Below are 16,205 nucleotides of genomic sequence, written 5' to 3'. Positions count from 1 at the left end.
AGCAAAACCCCGCCTTATACCCTTTTACACACAGACTTATCCACAATGATACGAAAAAGTAAAAATGTGCGAGCGTTGCGCAAACGTTTTCGTTAAAATGCTCGCGCTTCACAAGGATGCCTCGTCAGGTGTGTTAGATGAGTTTTTCGCAGGAAAATTCATCTAACGCTCTCTGTAATCGTGAAATCCAGGGGATTTACCATGCAACAACGTCGTCCAGTCCGCCGCGCTCTGCTCAGTGTTTCTGATAAAGCCGGTATCGTCGAATTCGCTCAGGCACTTTCTGCACGCGGTGTGGAGCTGCTTTCTACAGGCGGCACCGCACGCCTGTTAGCAGATAAAGGTCTGCCGGTAACCGAAGTGTCCGATTACACCGGTTTCCCGGAGATGATGGATGGACGCGTCAAAACTCTGCATCCGAAAGTGCACGGCGGTATTCTTGGCCGTCGCGGCCAGGACGATGCCATTATGGAAAAGCATGATATCGCGCCAATCGACATGGTTGTCGTTAACCTCTACCCGTTTGCCCAGACCGTTGCCCGCGAAGGCTGCTCTCTGGAAGATGCGGTAGAAAATATTGATATCGGCGGCCCGACCATGGTGCGCTCTGCAGCCAAGAACCATAAAGATGTGGCCATCGTGGTGAAGAGCAGCGATTACAACACCATTATTAGCGAGATGGATGCCAACGAAGGGTCACTGACGCTCGACACGCGTTTCGACCTCGCTATCAAAGCCTTCGAACACACCGCTGCATACGACAGCATGATCGCCAACTACTTCGGTAGCCTGGTGCCGGCTTACCACGGTGAAAGCAACGATCCTTCTGGCCGCTTCCCGCGCACGCTGAACCTGAACTTCATCAAGAAGCAGGATATGCGTTACGGCGAGAACAGCCACCAGCAGGCTGCCTTCTATATAGAAGAAGAGATCAAAGAAGCCTCGGTTGCCACCGCTCAGCAGGTTCAGGGCAAGGCGCTCTCCTACAACAATATTGCTGACACCGACGCTGCGCTGGAATGCGTGAAAGAGTTCAGCGAGCCAGCCTGCGTTATCGTCAAGCACGCCAACCCTTGCGGTGTGGCGGTGAGCACCTCTATTCTGGACGCTTACGACCGTGCTTACAAAACCGACCCGACCTCCGCGTTTGGGGGCATTATCGCCTTCAACCGCGAGCTGGATGCCCAAACCGCGCAGGCCATCATCTCCCGTCAGTTTGTTGAAGTGATTATTGCACCATCGGCATCCGAAGAAGCGCTGAAAATCACCGCGGCAAAACAGAATGTGCGCGTACTGATTTGCGGCCAGTGGGCAAATCGCGTGCCGGGTCTGGACTTCAAACGCGTGAACGGCGGCCTTCTGGTTCAGGATCGCGATCTGGGTATGGTGACAGAAGCTGACCTGCGCGTAGTGACCAAACGCCAGCCGAGCGAGCAGGAGCTGCGTGACGCGCTGTTCTGCTGGAAAGTGGCGAAGTTCGTCAAGTCCAACGCCATCGTCTACGCCAAAGAGAACATGACCATCGGAATAGGCGCAGGCCAGATGAGCCGTGTCTACTCTGCGAAAATTGCCGGGATCAAAGCAGGTGATGAAGGGCTGGAAGTGAAAGGTTCCGCCATGGCCTCTGATGCCTTCTTCCCGTTCCGTGACGGTATCGATGCGGCAGCCGCTGTAGGCATTACCTGCGTGATCCAGCCTGGTGGTTCTATCCGCGACGACGAAGTGATTGCCGCCGCCGACGAGCACGGTATCGCGATGATCTTCACCGACATGCGCCACTTCCGCCATTAATTCCCGGAGCAGAAAAATGAAAGTATTAGTGATTGGTAACGGCGGACGCGAGCACGCCCTGGCGTGGAAAGCGGCGCAGTCTCCGCGGGTGAAAACGGTCTTCGTGGCACCGGGTAACGCCGGTACTGCCCTGGAACCCGCTTTGCAGAACGTCGCCATCGGTGTGACCGATATCCCGGCCCTGCTGAACTTTGCCCAGAATGAGAAAATCGATCTGACCATTGTCGGCCCGGAAGCGCCGCTGGTGATTGGCGTAGTTGACGCGTTCCGCGCTGCTGGCCTGAAAATCTTCGGACCAACGGAAGGTGCTGCCCAGCTGGAAGGGTCTAAGGCCTTCACCAAAGATTTCCTGGCACGTCACAACATCCCGACGGCGGAATATCAGAACTTCACCGAAGTGGAGCCAGCTCTGGCTTACCTGCGTGAAAAAGGCGCGCCGATCGTTATTAAAGCCGACGGTCTGGCCGCCGGTAAAGGCGTTATCGTTGCGATGACCCTCGAAGAAGCGGAAGCCGCGGTTCAGGATATGCTGGCTGGCAATGCCTTTGGCGATGCAGGCCACCGCATCGTGATTGAAGAGTTCCTCGACGGCGAAGAAGCGAGCTTCATTGTCATGGTCGACGGCGAGCACGTTCTGCCGATGGCCACCAGCCAGGATCATAAACGCGTGGGTAATGGCGATACCGGTCCTAATACCGGCGGGATGGGCGCCTACTCCCCTGCCCCGGTGGTGACGGATGAAGTACATCAGCGCACCATGGACCGCATTATCTGGCCTACCGTGAAAGGCATGGCGGCGGAAGGGAATACTTACACCGGTTTCCTCTATGCAGGTCTGATGATCGACAAGCAGGGCAACCCTAAGGTTATCGAGTTCAACTGCCGCTTTGGCGATCCGGAAACTCAACCGATAATGCTGCGCATGAAATCGGACCTGGTCGATCTGTGTCTGGCGGCTTGCGAAGGCAAGCTGGACGAGAAAACCTCAGAGTGGGACGAACGTGCGTCTCTGGGCGTGGTGATTGCTGCGGGCGGTTATCCGGGTAACTACAACACCGGTGATGAAATCCACGGCCTGCCGCTGGAAGAGATTGACGGCGCGAAGGTATTCCACGCGGGTACGAAACTGTCTGACGACGAGCGCGTACTAACCAACGGCGGCCGCGTCCTGTGTGCTACCGCACTGGGTCATACCGTTGCAGAAGCGCAGAAGCGTGCCTATGCGCTGATGGCGGATATTCACTGGAACGGTAGCTTTAGCCGTCAGGATATTGGTTATCGTGCGATTGCGCGCGAGCAGGGCGAGTAATTTTCCCCCTCACCCTAACCCTCTCCCTCAAGGGAGAGGGGATTTACGTCAAAAACTCTTCTCTGTCGGCTGCCACGTGCAGAAATCTTCGTTCGCCACCAGCAACAGCTGAGAGCCTTCCGGCGCCTCAAGCCACGCGACACTCACTTCCATTGATGAATGACGCTGACGGCGTTGAATATGTTCGGTCGCCCAGGATTCAAGCTCAGGCTTCACCGTCTGCCCTTCGCAGGTGGTTACCGTGCCATCGTTATGCCAGCGCCCCTGACGCAGCACCACACGTCCAAGACGAAGCGCATCGCTGGTCTGGCGGATTTGTTCAGCACGATAGCGGTAGAGGGCGATCTGATCGCTGGAAAGCTGCTGTTTTTGACCACTCACTTCACGCTGCATAAAGCTCAGCTCACCATGGTCGTCAAAACGCACTTTCACATGTTCGGGGGTTTTACTGTAGACGTTCAGTTCAATCAGCGACAGGTCATCACCCTGCCAGCGATACTCCGCGGTCGACGTATTGCCGTTATGCCACGGACTGAAAGCGGAGAGCAGATGCACTTCGCCGCCGGAATCTTTGCGCCATATCCTCACCGCCCCCTGATTGTCAGCGTAGCCGCTGGCGGTAAACGGTGGCAGAGAGGTGTCGTGGCTGCAGGCAGACAGCAGAAGCACGCCTGCCAGCGCGAGCGTTCCACGCCAGAATGACAAAAGGGGCGTTGCCGCCCCTTCGCTAAAACTGTTCACTGCCACGCGTCTTACTTAACAGCGTCTTTCAGTGCTTTACCAGAAACAAATGCCGGCACGTTAGCTGCGGCGATTTTGATTTCTTTACCGGTCTGCGGGTTGCGGCCAGTACGCTCAGCGCGGTGGTTCACTTTGAAGGTACCGAAACCAACCAGTTGTACAGCATCGCCTTCTTTCAGAGACTCAGTAATAGCAGCCAGGGTAGATTCCAGAGCAGCTTTAGCCTGCACTTTAGACAGATCAGCCTTGTCCGCAATTACATCAATCAGTTGAGTCTTGTTCATAAGTTATCCTTTCAATGTGTTTATCGCTTGCTAAGCATCGAGTGCGACGAAAATGCCAAAAAAGCACTCTCCTGCATACACGCACCGATAGCCACTTTTTTTCGCCCCCCAAATGTAGACCAGACGGGGGGCAGAAGGGAAGAGTCGAGGTGCGACAAAACAGGCGTTAAATCACGTTTTGTTGTCTCATTGGTTAAAAATTATACCAATATTGCTCTCGCCCGACTCACGTAAGTCCGCACGCAGCCCTTTGATCAGCTCAATGTCACGTTCTTCACACTCTGCCAGCAGGCGGAAAATTTCCCACTGGATATCCCATTCCTGCTCAACCGCCGGGTTAGCTCGCAGCTCTTCGTCGGTCATTTCACGGCCTTCCTGGGTCATTTCGAGCATCGCAACGGTCGTAATGGATGCCTTACTGACTTCGATAGCATGCTCCAGGGTTTCGCCACTCAGACGGGAGTGGATCAGCTCACTTAATGCCACGCAGGCATCAATGGCCGGATAGACACCGTACAGATCAAAATCATCCGCGGCCGGGATCGCCTCTTCCAGCTTTTCCAGTTGGGAGTCGAAATTCACCTTTGCGTCTTTGACCGTCAGCGTTTCCCAGATCAAATCCAGAATGCGGCGGTAGATATGACCATCACCAAAGCCCGTCTGCTTACAGAACGCGGCATAGTTGGGATACATGCGCTCGCACAGGCAAGCCATAAAGGTGACGTGCTGCCAGCTTTCCAGCTTCTCAAGGCGCAGATGAATCGGGTTTTGTAACATGATGATGTCTCGAATCGAAAATTAGCCGCAGTTTACCTGAATCACGGCTGAATTTCCTGCCAACGAACAAAAGCCGGACGCGAGGAAGCGACGGCGTCCGCCCAGCGGGTTGGCTCCGGTAAACGGTAACCCTTCATGCAGCGCTGAACCCACGCCAGTGCGCTGTCCATGCTCACCCGGTGACCGGTCGCGATAAACAGCGGATTACAGCGCGCTTTGCTGCGCCAGACCCACGCCAGCTGCTCGCCTTTATGGATAAGCGGCGCCAGCGCACCCGGCTCGGGGGAAAGTGGTTCAAACGCGCCACACAGGCGTTTTTTGGCAACGCCAATGGTCGGCACATCCACCAGCAGCCCAAAATGGCTGGCCACGCCTAAACGGCGCGGATGTGAGATACCGTGTCCATCCACAAACAGCAGGTCAGGTTTTTGCGAGAGCTGCTCCCATGCTGCCAGCAGCGCGGGATACTCGCGAAAGGAGAGGAAACCCGGAATGTACGGCATAGTGGTGGCGATACGCGCCACCTTGTACTCAACCAGCTCCAGCGAAGGGTATTTCAGAACCACCATCGCCGCTCGCGTCACTTCACCACCCTGCTCGAATCCGACGTCCGCTCCGCCAATGTACTGAGGGGGATCCTTATCCAGGCGATCCTCGCGGATCACCGATGAAGCCAGTTCAATTTGCTGAGCGCGTAGCGACGCGAGATCCATAACCACTCCTTACTGGTGATACTGGGCAGAAAGCCGATGCACCGCCTCCACAAATACGCCTGCATGCTCTGGCGGAACATCCTGATGAATGCCGTGGCCGAGGTTAAAGACGTGGCCTTCCCCCTGGCCGAAACCAGAGAGTATAGTCGACACTTCTTCTTCAATGCGGGCTGGCGGTGCATAGAGCATGGACGGGTCCATATTGCCCTGCAGCGCCACTTTGTCGCCCACGCGACGGCGAGCATCAGCGATATCGGTCGTCCAGTCGAGACCCAATGCATCGCAGCCGGTCGCCGCCATCGCTTCCAGCCACTGACCGCCACCTTTGGTGAACAGCGTCACCGGCACGCGGCGGCCTTCGTTTTCACGCAGCAGGCCATCAACGATTTTGTGCATGTAATACAGGGAGAACTGCTGATAATCGCGCCCGGTCAGTACGCCACCCCAGGTATCGAAAATCATCACTGACTGCGCGCCCGCTTTAATCTGCGCGTTGAGATAGAGCGTGACGCTCTTCGCCAGCTTGTCCAGCAGCGCATGCAGAGCCATCGGCTCGGCGTACATCATTTTTTTGATCACGGTAAAAGCTTTGCTGCTGCCACCTTCAACCATGTAAGTTGCCAGCGTCCACGGGCTACCGGAGAAGCCAATCAGCGGCACTTCGCCTTTCAACTCACGGCGAATGGTGCGCACAGCATTCATCACATAGCCCAGCTCGCCTTCCGGATCGGGGATCGGTAGCTTATCCACGTCGGCTTTGCTTTTGATCGGGGAGGTAAAACGCGGGCCTTCGCCGGTTTCAAAGTACAGGCCAAGGCCCATTGCATCCGGAATGGTCAGAATGTCCGAAAAGAGAATGGCGGCATCCAGCGGGAAGCGGCGCAGCGGCTGGAGCGTCACTTCACAGGCCAGCTCAGCGTTTTTGCACAGCGACATAAAATCACCTGCCTGCGCACGCGTGGCTTTGTACTCTGGCAGATAGCGTCCTGCCTGGCGCATCATCCACACCGGGGTGACATCAACGGGCTGGCGCAGCAGCGCACGCAGATAACGATCGTTCTTCAGTTCGGTCATTTTTGCAGTTCCTTAAGCGTCATGGCCTCAGTGTAACACTACTCATACTCGGCCCGACACATCGCCACGGTATCTTCTATCAGCCGACGCGCCACGGTGCCTGGCGGCGGTAACAGCGGCAAATCGTCATAACGATACCAGTTCGCGTCGAGCAGCTCTTTCTGATCGATAACGATCTCACCGCTGTCGTATTCCGCCATAAACGCCGTCATCAGGGACATCGGGAATGGCCACGGCTGAGACGTTACGTAGCGAAGGTTTTTCACCTTGATCCCGCTCTCTTCCATCACTTCACGCGCCACCGCCTGCTCCAGCGTTTCACCCACTTCGACGAAGCCGGCAAGGACGGTATAAATGCCGTTGCGATGGCGGGTATGCTGCGCCAGCAGAATGGAATCCTCCCGACGGATAGCGACGATAATGCAGGGGGCAATCTGCGGGTAGTAGCGTTCACGGCAGTGGCCGCAGAGCATTGCCCACTCGGTTTTGCTCGGGTGCATGGTGTGGCCGCAATAGCCGCAGTATTTATGCGAGCGGTAAAACTCCGCCAGTTGTACGCCCCGCCCCGCCAGCTGGAACAGGCCAACATCCTGATCCAGCACCTGACGAACCGATCCCATCTCCTGACGGCGAGGCTGTTGGATCAACCACACTGCATCCCCCTGCCATTCACCAATCTTCAGTGCAGGCTGGCCAACAAGATCGAACGCCTCTGCTGCGCCATAAGGGATCTCCCCGGCAGGAAGCCATAGTTTTTGTTCGTGACTGACGATCCACCAACCCAGATCCGATTTTTCAATAATACGATCCATATCTATTGCACTACCTTCGCTTCACTGACATGTTGTTAGCATTGTGGTTACATTTTGGATAAGCAGATTCAATTCTCAACCTTGCGGAGTCAACCATGTTAAACCAGCTAGAAAGCCTGACTGAGCGCGTTAGAGGAAGTAACAAACTGGTGGATCGCTGGCTACATGTACGCAAGCATCTACTCGTGGCTTATTACAATCTGGTCGGTATTAAGCCTGGCAAAGAATCGTTTATGCGGCTGAATGAAAAAGCGCTGGATGATTTTTGTCAGAGCCTGGTCGACTACCTGTCCGACGGACATTTCAATATTTATGAACGTATTATCCGCGAAATGGAAGGGACAACGCCGTATTTAGCGGCCAGTAAACTCTATCCGCTGCTGGAAGCCAACACCCAGCAGATCATGGATTACTACGATTCCACGCTCGAAAATGCCATCGATCACGACAATTATCTTGAGTTCCAGCAGGCGCTTTCCGATCTTGGCGAAGCGCTGGAAGAGCGATTCACGCTGGAAGACAGGCTGATCGCCCTCGTCCTGGATAACGGCCTGGATGTGAGTAACGAAGATAACATCGCGCGCCCTGCTTGAGTTCTTAATCGTTAACGAGTAATTTACAACCATTCGCCCCTCTGCGGAGGGGGATTTTTCTTGTCGGAGTGCCCAGCGCTTAAACGCGCGGGCTGAGACCGTTAATTCGGGATCCGCGGAACCTGATCAGGTTAATACCTGCGAAGGGAACAAGAGTCACACTGCTGTTGTATCGCCCCTGAGGCGATCTTCTCTTGCTTCATCCGTCGTCTGACAAGCCATGTCCTTCACTTCTGGAATGAGCTATGTCTACCACTAAACTGACCCGTCGCGAACAGCGCGAACACGCCCAACACTTCATCGATACCCTGGAAGGTACCGCTTTCCCGAACTCGAAGCGCATATACATCACCGGTTCACAGGCCGACATTCGCGTGCCGATGCGCGAAATCCAGCTTAGCCCGACGCTTATCGGCGGCAGCAAAGATAACCCGCAATATGAAGACAACGAAGCCGTCCCGGTGTATGACACCTCCGGCCCGTATGGCGATCCCTCTGTTGCCATCAATGTTCAGCGGGGTCTGGCAAAGCTGCGCCAGCCGTGGATTGACGCACGTAACGACTGTGAAGAACTCAACGAACAAAGCTCGTCGTACACCAAAGCGCGCCTGGCCGACGACGGTCTGGACGAATTGCGTTTCACCGGTCTGCTGACGCCAAAACGCGCCAGAGCGGGCAAACGCGTGACCCAGCTGCACTATGCGCGCCAGGGGATCGTCACACCGGAGATGGAGTTCATCGCCATTCGTGAAAACATGGGCCGCGAGCGTATCCGTAGCGAAGTGCTGCGCCACCAGCATCCAGGTGAAGGGTTTGGCGCTCGCCTGCCGGAAAACATCACGCCGGAGTTTGTGCGTGACGAAGTGGCCGCTGGCCGCGCGATTATCCCTGCCAACATCAACCACCCGGAATCCGAACCGATGATTATCGGCCGCAATTTCCTGGTGAAGGTCAATGCCAATATCGGTAACTCTGCCGTCACTTCCTCCATCGAAGAGGAGGTAGAAAAGCTGGTCTGGTCAACGCGCTGGGGCGCGGACACGGTAATGGACCTCTCAACTGGCCGTTATATTCACGAAACCCGCGAGTGGATCCTGCGTAACAGCCCGGTCCCGATTGGTACCGTCCCGATTTATCAGGCGCTGGAGAAAGTGAACGGCATCGCCGAAAACCTCACCTGGGAAACCTTCCGCGACACGCTGCTGGAGCAGGCGGAACAGGGCGTGGACTACTTCACGATTCACGCTGGCGTGCTGCTGCGCTACGTGCCGATGACCGCAAAACGTCTGACCGGCATCGTCTCCCGCGGCGGGTCCATCATGGCAAAATGGTGTCTGTCACATCATCAGGAAAACTTCCTCTACGAACACTTCCGCGAGATCTGCGAAATCTGCGCCGCCTATGACGTATCCCTGTCGCTGGGCGACGGCCTGCGTCCGGGCTCCATTCGCGATGCCAACGACGAAGCGCAGTTTGCCGAGCTGCACACGCTGGGCGAACTGACAAAAATTGCCTGGGAGTATGACGTACAGGTGATGATTGAAGGCCCTGGACATGTGCCTATGCAGATGATCCGCCGCAATATGACCGAGGAGCTGGAGCACTGCCACGAAGCGCCGTTCTACACTCTGGGGCCCCTGACCACCGATATTGCGCCGGGCTACGACCACTTCACCTCCGGGATTGGCGCAGCGATGATCGGCTGGTTCGGCTGCGCCATGCTCTGCTACGTCACGCCGAAAGAGCACCTGGGCCTGCCAAATAAAGAGGACGTGAAGCAAGGACTAATTACCTACAAGATTGCCGCTCATGCGGCGGATCTGGCGAAAGGCCACCCGGGGGCGCAAATCCGCGATAACGCCATGTCGAAGGCGCGCTTTGAATTCCGCTGGGAAGATCAGTTCAACCTGGCGCTGGACCCCTTCACCGCCCGCGCCTACCACGACGAAACCCTGCCACAGGAATCGGGCAAGGTGGCACACTTCTGCTCCATGTGCGGTCCAAAATTCTGCTCGATGAAAATCAGCCAGGAGGTACGCGACTACGCCGCCGCACAGACCATCGAAGTGGGTATGGCAGACATGTCAGAAACCTTCCGCGCGAAAGGCGGCGAGATCTACCTCAAAAAAGAGGAGGCCTAATGTACCAGCCTGATTTCCCCTCCGTGCCCTTCCGTTTAGGGCTCTATCCGGTGGTGGACAGCGTGGAGTGGATCCAACGCCTGCTGGAGGCAGGCGTTCGCACCCTCCAGCTGCGCATCAAGGATAAGCGCGATGAAGAAGTTGAGGCCGACGTTATCGCCGCCATCGCGCTGGGACGACGCTACCACGCTCGTCTGTTTATCAACGACTACTGGCGGCTGGCTATTAAGCACCAGGCGTACGGCGTCCATCTGGGTCAGGAAGATCTGGAAACTACCGATCTTAACGCTATTCGCAAAGCCGGGCTGCGGCTGGGGGTGTCGACACACGACGATATGGAAATTGACGTGGCACTGGCGGCGCGCCCCTCCTATATCGCTCTCGGCCATGTTTTTCCGACGCAAACCAAGCAGATGCCCTCCGCTCCACAGGGTTTAACACAGCTGGCGTTACACGTTAAGCGCCTGGCCGATTACCCCACCGTTGCCATTGGCGGGATAAGCCTTGAACGCGCCCCTGCGGTACTGGAAACCGGCGTCGGCAGTATCGCCGTCGTCAGCGCGATTACCCAGGCGGCGGACTGGCAGGCGGCCACCGCACGGCTTTTACAGCTGGCAGGAGCGGGCGATGAATGACCGCGATTTTATGCGCTACAGCCGTCAACTTCTGCTGGAGGATATCGCCATCGACGGGCAGCAAAAGCTGCTCGCCAGCAGGGTGTTGATTGTTGGTCTGGGTGGATTAGGCGCCCCCGCCGCGCTTTATCTGGCAGGCGCAGGTATCGGTACGCTGGTGCTGGCCGACGACGACGAGGTGCACCTCAGCAACCTGCAGCGACAAATCCTCTTCACGACAAAGGACATTAATCAACCCAAAGCGCAGATTACCCGCCAGAGGCTGAATCAGCTCAACCCGGACATCGAACTGATTGCACTCCAGACGCGGCTGAGCGATGAAAATCTGCACCGTGAGGTCGCCCTTGCCGACGTGGTGCTGGACTGCACTGACAATATGGCGACGCGTCAGGCGATCAACGCCGCCTGCGTGATCAATAACACGCCCCTGATCACCGCCAGCGCGGTGGGGTTCGGCGGACAGATGATGGTCCTGACGCCCCCCTGGGCGCAGGGCTGCTATCGCTGCCTGTGGCCGGACGATGCCGAGCCCGCACGCAACTGCCGCACGGCAGGCATTCTTGGCCCGGTAGTCGGAGTGATGGGCACCCTTCAGGCGCTTGAGGCCATCAAGCTGCTCAGCGGCATGGAGACGGAACGTAATACGCTGCGGCTGTTCGACGCTCGTTCAGGCGGCTGGCGCCATCTGGCCTTAAACCGCGCCAGCCACTGCCCGGTATGCGGAGGCCGCGATGCGCATTCTGTTTAACGATGAGCCGATAAGCTGCGACGACGGGCTGACCATTGCCGCCCTGCTCGATAAGTTACGTCAGCTCAAGCCGGGAACGGCGCTGGCACTCAATCAACAGATCCTGCCGCGCGAGCAGTGGGAACATCAGCAGGTCAATGACGGCGACCAGATCCTGCTGTTTCAGGTTATCGCAGGGGGCTGAGATGCTACATATTGCCGATAAAATCTTTGATTCACATCTGTTTACCGGAACCGGAAAGTTCGCCTCTCCACAGCTGATGGTAGAGGCCATCCGTGAAAGTGGCAGCCAGCTGGTGACGCTGGCGATGAAACGCGTGGATCTGCGCCAGCACAACGATGCCATTCTTGCGCCTTTGCTGGAGGCAGGCGTTACGCTCTTGCCCAACACCTCCGGTGCAAAAACGGCGGAAGAAGCAATTTTCGCCGCACAGCTGGCACGTGAAGCGCTCGGTACCCACTGGCTGAAGCTGGAAATTCATCCGGATGCCCGCTGGCTGCTGCCGGACCCGATTGAAACGCTGAAAGCAGCAGAAAAGCTTGTGCAGCAAGGGTTTACCGTCCTGCCTTACTGCGGGGCGGACCCTGTGCTGTGTAAGCGTCTGGAAGAGGTCGGCTGTGCCGCCGTGATGCCGCTGGGTGCGCCAATTGGCTCTAATCAGGGTCTCGAAACTCGCGCGATGCTGGAGATCATCATTGAACAAGCCACCGTGCCGGTGGTGGTCGATGCGGGGATTGGCGTACCAAGCCATGCCGCGCAGGCGCTGGAGATGGGGGCCGACGCGGTACTGGTCAATACGGCGATTGCGGTGGCTGACGATCCGGTCATGATGGCGCGCGCGTTCCGCATGGCCGTAGAGGCCGGCTTGCTGGCAAGAGGATCCGGCCCTGGCTCGCGCAGTTTTCAGGCGCAGGCCACCAGCCCGCTGACCGGTTTTCTGGAGGCTCTCTCATGAGCACGTTTACCGAACGCTGGCGTCAGCTCAACTGGGACGATATCGCCCTGCGTATCAACAGCAAAACGGCGGCTGACGTGGAGCGTGCCCTGAATGCCCGTCATCTGACCCGTGAGGACCTGATGGCCCTGCTCTCTCCGGCGGCCAGCGCGTACCTTGAACCGATGGCGCAGCGCGCTCAGCGCCTTACCCGCCAGCGTTTTGGCAACACGGTAAGCTTCTACGTTCCACTTTATCTCTCGAACCTGTGCGCCAATGACTGCACCTATTGCGGTTTCTCCATGAGCAACCGCATCAAGCGGAAAACCCTTGATGAAGATGAGATCGCACGTGAGTGCGCCGCCATTCGTGAAATGGGGTTCGAACATCTTCTGCTGGTCACGGGCGAGCATCAGGGAAAAGTGGGAATGGACTATTTCCGTCAGCACCTTCCGGCGATACGTCGCGAGTTTGCGTCGTTGCAGATGGAGGTACAGCCCCTGTCGCAGGACGAGTACGCGGAGTTAAAATCGCTCGGGCTGGATGGGGTCATGGTTTATCAGGAAACCTACCACGAGGCAACGTACGCCCGGCACCACCTGAAGGGGAAGAAACAGGATTTCTTCTTCCGGCTGGAGACACCGGACAGGCTTGGCCGCGCCGGGATCGATAAAATCGGTCTCGGGGCGCTGATTGGGCTCTCCGACAGCTGGCGGGTCGATTGCTACATGGTGGCAGAGCATTTGCTGTGGCTCCAGCAGCACTACTGGCAGAGCCGGTATTCTATCTCTTTCCCCCGCCTGCGACCCTGCGCAGGCGGAATAGAACCGGCATCGCTGATGGATGAGCGTCAGCTGGTGCAAACTATCTGCGCGTTTCGCCTGCTCGCTCCGGAGGTTGAATTATCGCTTTCAACGCGTGAGTCCCCGGCGTTTCGCGATCGCGTGATCCCGCTGGCAATTAACAACGTTAGCGCGTTTTCCAAAACACAGCCGGGCGGTTACGCCGACGATCACCCGGAGCTGGAACAGTTTGCACCGCATGACGGGCGACGTCCGGAGGCAGTCGCCGCCGCCCTGACGGCACAGGGCCTGCAGCCGGTCTGGAAAGACTGGGACAGCTGGCTGGGAAGAGCCTCGCAATAACGTTGAAACACGCTGCAATACGGTAAAAAAGTGTCGAGACGCTACGGAAAGCTAAAACCGGACGATTGTCAGCGATTGTCCGGTTTTTTATTGTCACCCGGTCAGCAAGGGATGCTGGCCAGGGCGAAAAGCTTCTTCCTCGTTTCGCCCTGCCTCCGATTTCTTGCATAAATGGGGCGGCAAAAACATGGATAAGGAATTTCTTAGTGATTCTTAAGATAAATCATCTTGCCGAAAATCGTGTTCCGTATAATTCACCGCGAACCGCAGGACAGCGACTATGCTGAGAGGATATCGGCAGACAAAAAGTATTCACCATCAGGATCGATGTACAACTCATGGCACTTCACAGCAAAAAGCTCTCTTTTACCCGGCCAATCATGCTCAGCTTCGCGGGGATCCTGTGCAGTTTTGCGCTGATCGCGGTCGTGGTCTCTCTTTCGCAAAGAAAGGATTTTCTTGAGGATTATCACAAGATTAACAGTAATTTCACGCATAACCTGGCGGTTAACTATACCGAATCAATCCTGCGTGAAAACGACTATATCCTTGGTCGCTCTGCGATGTACTTTGCCCGCAGCGAGATACTGAATGAGACGCTCAACGTCAACCCGACGCAAGGGCTGCAGATGTTGATGCATTTGCAAAACCTGATGCCGACCGTGTCATCCATCTCGCTGGCCGACACAGAGGGGCATTATTTACACGCACCAGAAGCGCCTCCCACGGAAAAGAGTAAAAACGTCGATCCGCGGACGCGCCCGTGGTTTGTCGCGCACGCAGAAGCCAGTATTTTCAGCCATTATACCCACCATTATACGGACTACTTTACCGGGCATCCGACAGTTACGCTTTATAAGCCATTGATTTCAACAGAAGGCAGACTCAAGGGAACCCTCGCCTTTCATCTTGATTTGACGTCGATGGGGTATACCCTTCGACAAATGGTGGCCCCCGTACAAGGGGAATTCTTCGTCGTCGAACGCGACGGGACCGTCGTGCTGCACCCAGATACAGGCGCCCTGTTCAAAAAGTACGTGAGCGAAGCGCTGATGGACAAAATGACCAGCGGCGAAGGCCATCTTTACGACCGGAAAACCAATGCCTGGTATTACTACTACTCTTTCACGAACCCGGACTGGTTTGTTATCTATCGGGTATCTGGCGCGACGCTTACCGATATCACCCGCCACGAAACCACTATCGTTGGCTGGGGCTTCGCGCTGGCAGCCATCATCATCATTCTCTTCGGTCTTTATCTGCGTCATGCCTCGCGTACCGTATTAATGACCATTATCAATGCGATCAAAACGGGCGATGTCAGCCAGGCACCGCGTCTGGAAGCGATGCTGAGCCACACGATTCAGTCCAATAAAGAGCGGGAGATGGCGTATGTTCGCCAGGCGACTCACGATGCGCTGACCGGCTGCAAAAACCGCCGCGCGTTTGACAATGATGTGGATGAACTGCTGACCGCCCACCAGCCTTTCGCACTGGCGCTGATTGATATCGATAACTTCAAATCGATCAACGACACATGGGGACATCTGAGTGGTGACATTGTCCTGCGTAATGTGGCGCGCGAAGGGATCCAGATAATGCAGCCACACAACATCCCGGTCTATCGCTACGGTGGAGAAGAGTTCGCGGTGATCTTCCAGGCCGAGCAGATCGCTGCCGCATTCTCATTGCTTGACGCCTGGCGCACCGCCGTTGAAAGGCGCGTCTGGCGGGAAGAAAACCTGCACGTTACGTTCAGTGCGGGTCTGGGGGAATGGCACTTCGAACCGCTGGAACACCTGGTGGGAAGTGTCGATAACGCGCTTTATAGCGCTAAACAGCAGGGAAAAAACCGCATTGTTCGAACAACCGTCGCCTAATTTTCTCTCCTCCCGTCAGAATTGTAACCGGTTTCAGGAAAATGCCGTTTTCTTTGTGATGCCTGACACACAATCGCGGTAAAACGGTTGTTGAAGCGGTCTGCACGGGATAATTATCAATAAACACATGTAGATCGAGGCTGATTATGAAGAACATCGTTTTATGCTGTGCAGCGGGAATGTCAACCAGCATGCTGGTTCAACGTATGAAAGACGCCGCGCAGAAAAAAGGGGTTGAAGTCACCATTAAAGCCGTTCCGGTTGCGGAGTTTAAAGACAACATCGCGACGGCCGACATCGTATTGCTGGGGCCACAGGTTAAATACGAGCAGGCAAAACTGCAGGCACAGGCTGACCCACTGGGCAAAAAAGTCGCGGTGATCGACATGATGGACTACGGCATGATGAAAGGCGATGCCGTACTGGAAAAAGCCCTCAAACTGCTGGAGTGACCTCATGGAAGATTTAGAGACAACGATCATGGAACTGCTGGTCAACGCCGGGGCGGCGCGAAGTGCCGCGCTTACGGCATTACAAATGGCCCGCAAAGGTGAGTTCGACGAAGCCGAAAAAGCAATGGAGGAGTCTCGCGAATATGTGAAGCATGCGCATACGATCCAGATGTTC

General features: G+C 56.2%; 18 protein-coding genes and 1 riboswitch. Of the genes, 12 read left to right on the top strand and 6 right to left on the bottom strand.

The genetic code is table 11. From position 1 onward, the window contains the following. The first annotated feature begins 201 nt into the window (after positions 1-201). Together purH and purD are read left to right on the top strand one after the other, a co-directional pair. Positions 202-1,791 (top strand): bifunctional phosphoribosylaminoimidazolecarboxamide formyltransferase/IMP cyclohydrolase, encoded by a 1,590-nt coding sequence (gene purH, locus L977_RS07815; RefSeq protein WP_023331770.1) that lies wholly within the window; start codon positions 202-204, stop codon positions 1,789-1,791. 16 nt (positions 1,792-1,807) lie between these two features. After that, positions 1,808-3,100, top strand: coding sequence for a phosphoribosylamine--glycine ligase (gene purD / locus L977_RS07810; RefSeq protein ID WP_023331769.1), 1,293 nt, complete (start codon positions 1,808-1,810; stop codon positions 3,098-3,100). 48 nt (positions 3,101-3,148) lie between these two features. Here purD and L977_RS07805 read toward each other — a convergent pair whose 3' ends face one another. The 6 genes from L977_RS07805 to nudC form a co-directional block, all read right to left on the bottom strand. Further along, on the bottom strand, positions 3,149-3,841 hold the full coding sequence (locus tag L977_RS07805) for a DUF1481 domain-containing protein (protein WP_047625539.1): 693 nt from the start codon (positions 3,839-3,841) through the stop codon (positions 3,149-3,151). A gap of 11 nt (positions 3,842-3,852) precedes the next feature. Next, positions 3,853-4,125 (bottom strand): nucleoid-associated protein HU-alpha, encoded by a 273-nt coding sequence (gene hupA, locus L977_RS07800; RefSeq protein ID WP_002445246.1) that lies wholly within the window; start codon positions 4,123-4,125, stop codon positions 3,853-3,855. 186 nt (positions 4,126-4,311) lie between these two features. Next, on the bottom strand, positions 4,312-4,902 hold the full coding sequence (locus L977_RS07795) for a YjaG family protein (RefSeq protein WP_014882079.1): 591 nt from the start codon (positions 4,900-4,902) through the stop codon (positions 4,312-4,314). 41 nt (positions 4,903-4,943) lie between these two features. Next, positions 4,944-5,615, bottom strand: coding sequence for a deoxyribonuclease V (gene nfi, locus L977_RS07790; RefSeq protein ID WP_023331768.1), 672 nt, complete (start codon positions 5,613-5,615; stop codon positions 4,944-4,946). A gap of 9 nt (positions 5,616-5,624) precedes the next feature. Further along, the gene (gene hemE, locus L977_RS07785; protein ID WP_023336588.1) at positions 5,625-6,689 is read right to left on the bottom strand and encodes a uroporphyrinogen decarboxylase; all 1,065 of its coding nucleotides are present in this window, start codon (positions 6,687-6,689) and stop codon (positions 5,625-5,627) included. Positions 6,690-6,727: 38 nt separating this feature from the next. Next, the gene (gene nudC / locus L977_RS07780; protein ID WP_047625538.1) at positions 6,728-7,501 is read right to left on the bottom strand and encodes an NAD(+) diphosphatase; all 774 of its coding nucleotides are present in this window, start codon (positions 7,499-7,501) and stop codon (positions 6,728-6,730) included. A gap of 95 nt (positions 7,502-7,596) precedes the next feature. On the opposite strand from nudC, the gene L977_RS07775 reads away from it, so the two are divergent. The 10 genes from L977_RS07775 to L977_RS07730 all read left to right on the top strand — a co-directional run. Continuing rightward, positions 7,597-8,094: an Rsd/AlgQ family anti-sigma factor gene (locus L977_RS07775; RefSeq protein WP_014882075.1), complete on the top strand. Its 498-nt coding sequence runs from the start codon at positions 7,597-7,599 to the stop codon at positions 8,092-8,094. Between the two features lie 54 nt (positions 8,095-8,148). After that, a riboswitch (TPP riboswitch) is annotated at positions 8,149-8,260 on the top strand. A 79-nt stretch (positions 8,261-8,339) separates the two neighbouring features. Continuing rightward, positions 8,340-10,235 carry a phosphomethylpyrimidine synthase ThiC gene (gene thiC, locus L977_RS07770; RefSeq protein ID WP_023331766.1) on the top strand — a complete coding sequence of 632 codons (1,896 nt, stop codon included), beginning with the start codon at positions 8,340-8,342 and terminating at the stop codon, positions 10,233-10,235. Then, positions 10,235-10,870 carry a thiamine phosphate synthase gene (gene thiE, locus L977_RS07765; protein WP_045135538.1) on the top strand — a complete coding sequence of 212 codons (636 nt, stop codon included), beginning with the start codon at positions 10,235-10,237 and terminating at the stop codon, positions 10,868-10,870. Before thiC ends, thiE begins: the two co-directional genes overlap by 1 nt. Further along, positions 10,863-11,618, top strand: coding sequence for a HesA/MoeB/ThiF family protein (locus tag L977_RS07760; RefSeq protein ID WP_047625537.1), 756 nt, complete (start codon positions 10,863-10,865; stop codon positions 11,616-11,618). The genes thiE and L977_RS07760 overlap by 8 nt, the downstream gene beginning before the upstream one ends. After that, positions 11,602-11,802, top strand: a complete 201-nt coding sequence (gene thiS / locus L977_RS07755; RefSeq protein ID WP_014882071.1) for a sulfur carrier protein ThiS — start codon at positions 11,602-11,604, stop codon at positions 11,800-11,802. Before L977_RS07760 ends, thiS begins: the two co-directional genes overlap by 17 nt. 1 nt (position 11,803) lies before the next feature. Beyond that, positions 11,804-12,574, top strand: coding sequence for a thiazole synthase (gene thiG, locus L977_RS07750; protein WP_023331763.1), 771 nt, complete (start codon positions 11,804-11,806; stop codon positions 12,572-12,574). Continuing rightward, the gene (gene thiH / locus L977_RS07745) at positions 12,571-13,698 is read left to right on the top strand and encodes a 2-iminoacetate synthase ThiH (protein WP_014882069.1); all 1,128 of its coding nucleotides are present in this window, start codon (positions 12,571-12,573) and stop codon (positions 13,696-13,698) included. Before thiG ends, thiH begins: the two co-directional genes overlap by 4 nt. Positions 13,699-14,036: 338 nt before the next feature. Further along, entirely contained in the window at positions 14,037-15,578 is a 1,542-nt protein-coding gene (locus tag L977_RS07740) for a sensor domain-containing diguanylate cyclase (protein WP_047625536.1), read from the top strand. Positions 15,579-15,724: 146 nt separating this feature from the next. Then, entirely contained in the window at positions 15,725-16,030 is a 306-nt protein-coding gene (locus tag L977_RS07735) for a PTS sugar transporter subunit IIB (RefSeq protein ID WP_014882067.1), read from the top strand. A gap of 4 nt (positions 16,031-16,034) precedes the next feature. Then, the coding region (locus L977_RS07730) for a PTS lactose/cellobiose transporter subunit IIA (protein ID WP_047625535.1) at positions 16,035-16,205 on the top strand (171 nt) is incomplete at its 3' end.

Source organism: Enterobacter sp. ZOR0014 (genome assembly GCF_000798855.1).
GTDB classification, from domain to species: domain Bacteria; phylum Pseudomonadota; class Gammaproteobacteria; order Enterobacterales; family Enterobacteriaceae; genus Enterobacter; species Enterobacter kobei.
This window is presented reverse-complemented; position numbering and strand designations above follow the sequence as displayed.

What these genes read in the sequence shown, in the direction of transcription:
- L977_RS07795 (WP_014882079.1), bottom strand. Translation starts at nt 4,902, where the DNA reads ATGTTACAAAACCCGATTCATCTGCGCCTTGAGAAGCTGGAAAGCTGG.
- thiS (WP_014882071.1), top strand. Translation starts at nt 11,602, where the DNA reads ATGCGCATTCTGTTTAACGATGAGCCGATAAGCTGCGACGACGGGCTG.
- thiC (WP_023331766.1), top strand. Translation starts at nt 8,340, where the DNA reads ATGTCTACCACTAAACTGACCCGTCGCGAACAGCGCGAACACGCCCAA.
- purD (WP_023331769.1), top strand. Translation starts at nt 1,808, where the DNA reads ATGAAAGTATTAGTGATTGGTAACGGCGGACGCGAGCACGCCCTGGCG.
- nfi (WP_023331768.1), bottom strand. Translation starts at nt 5,615, where the DNA reads ATGGATCTCGCGTCGCTACGCGCTCAGCAAATTGAACTGGCTTCATCG.
- purH (WP_023331770.1), top strand. Translation starts at nt 202, where the DNA reads ATGCAACAACGTCGTCCAGTCCGCCGCGCTCTGCTCAGTGTTTCTGAT.
- thiG (WP_023331763.1), top strand. Translation starts at nt 11,804, where the DNA reads ATGCTACATATTGCCGATAAAATCTTTGATTCACATCTGTTTACCGGA.
- hupA (WP_002445246.1), bottom strand. Translation starts at nt 4,125, where the DNA reads ATGAACAAGACTCAACTGATTGATGTAATTGCGGACAAGGCTGATCTG.
- thiE (WP_045135538.1), top strand. Translation starts at nt 10,235, where the DNA reads ATGTACCAGCCTGATTTCCCCTCCGTGCCCTTCCGTTTAGGGCTCTAT.
- L977_RS07740 (WP_047625536.1), top strand. Translation starts at nt 14,037, where the DNA reads ATGGCACTTCACAGCAAAAAGCTCTCTTTTACCCGGCCAATCATGCTC.
- nudC (WP_047625538.1), bottom strand. Translation starts at nt 7,501, where the DNA reads ATGGATCGTATTATTGAAAAATCGGATCTGGGTTGGTGGATCGTCAGT.
- L977_RS07735 (WP_014882067.1), top strand. Translation starts at nt 15,725, where the DNA reads ATGAAGAACATCGTTTTATGCTGTGCAGCGGGAATGTCAACCAGCATG.
- L977_RS07775 (WP_014882075.1), top strand. Translation starts at nt 7,597, where the DNA reads ATGTTAAACCAGCTAGAAAGCCTGACTGAGCGCGTTAGAGGAAGTAAC.
- L977_RS07760 (WP_047625537.1), top strand. Translation starts at nt 10,863, where the DNA reads ATGAATGACCGCGATTTTATGCGCTACAGCCGTCAACTTCTGCTGGAG.
- thiH (WP_014882069.1), top strand. Translation starts at nt 12,571, where the DNA reads ATGAGCACGTTTACCGAACGCTGGCGTCAGCTCAACTGGGACGATATC.
- hemE (WP_023336588.1), bottom strand. Translation starts at nt 6,689, where the DNA reads ATGACCGAACTGAAGAACGATCGTTATCTGCGTGCGCTGCTGCGCCAG.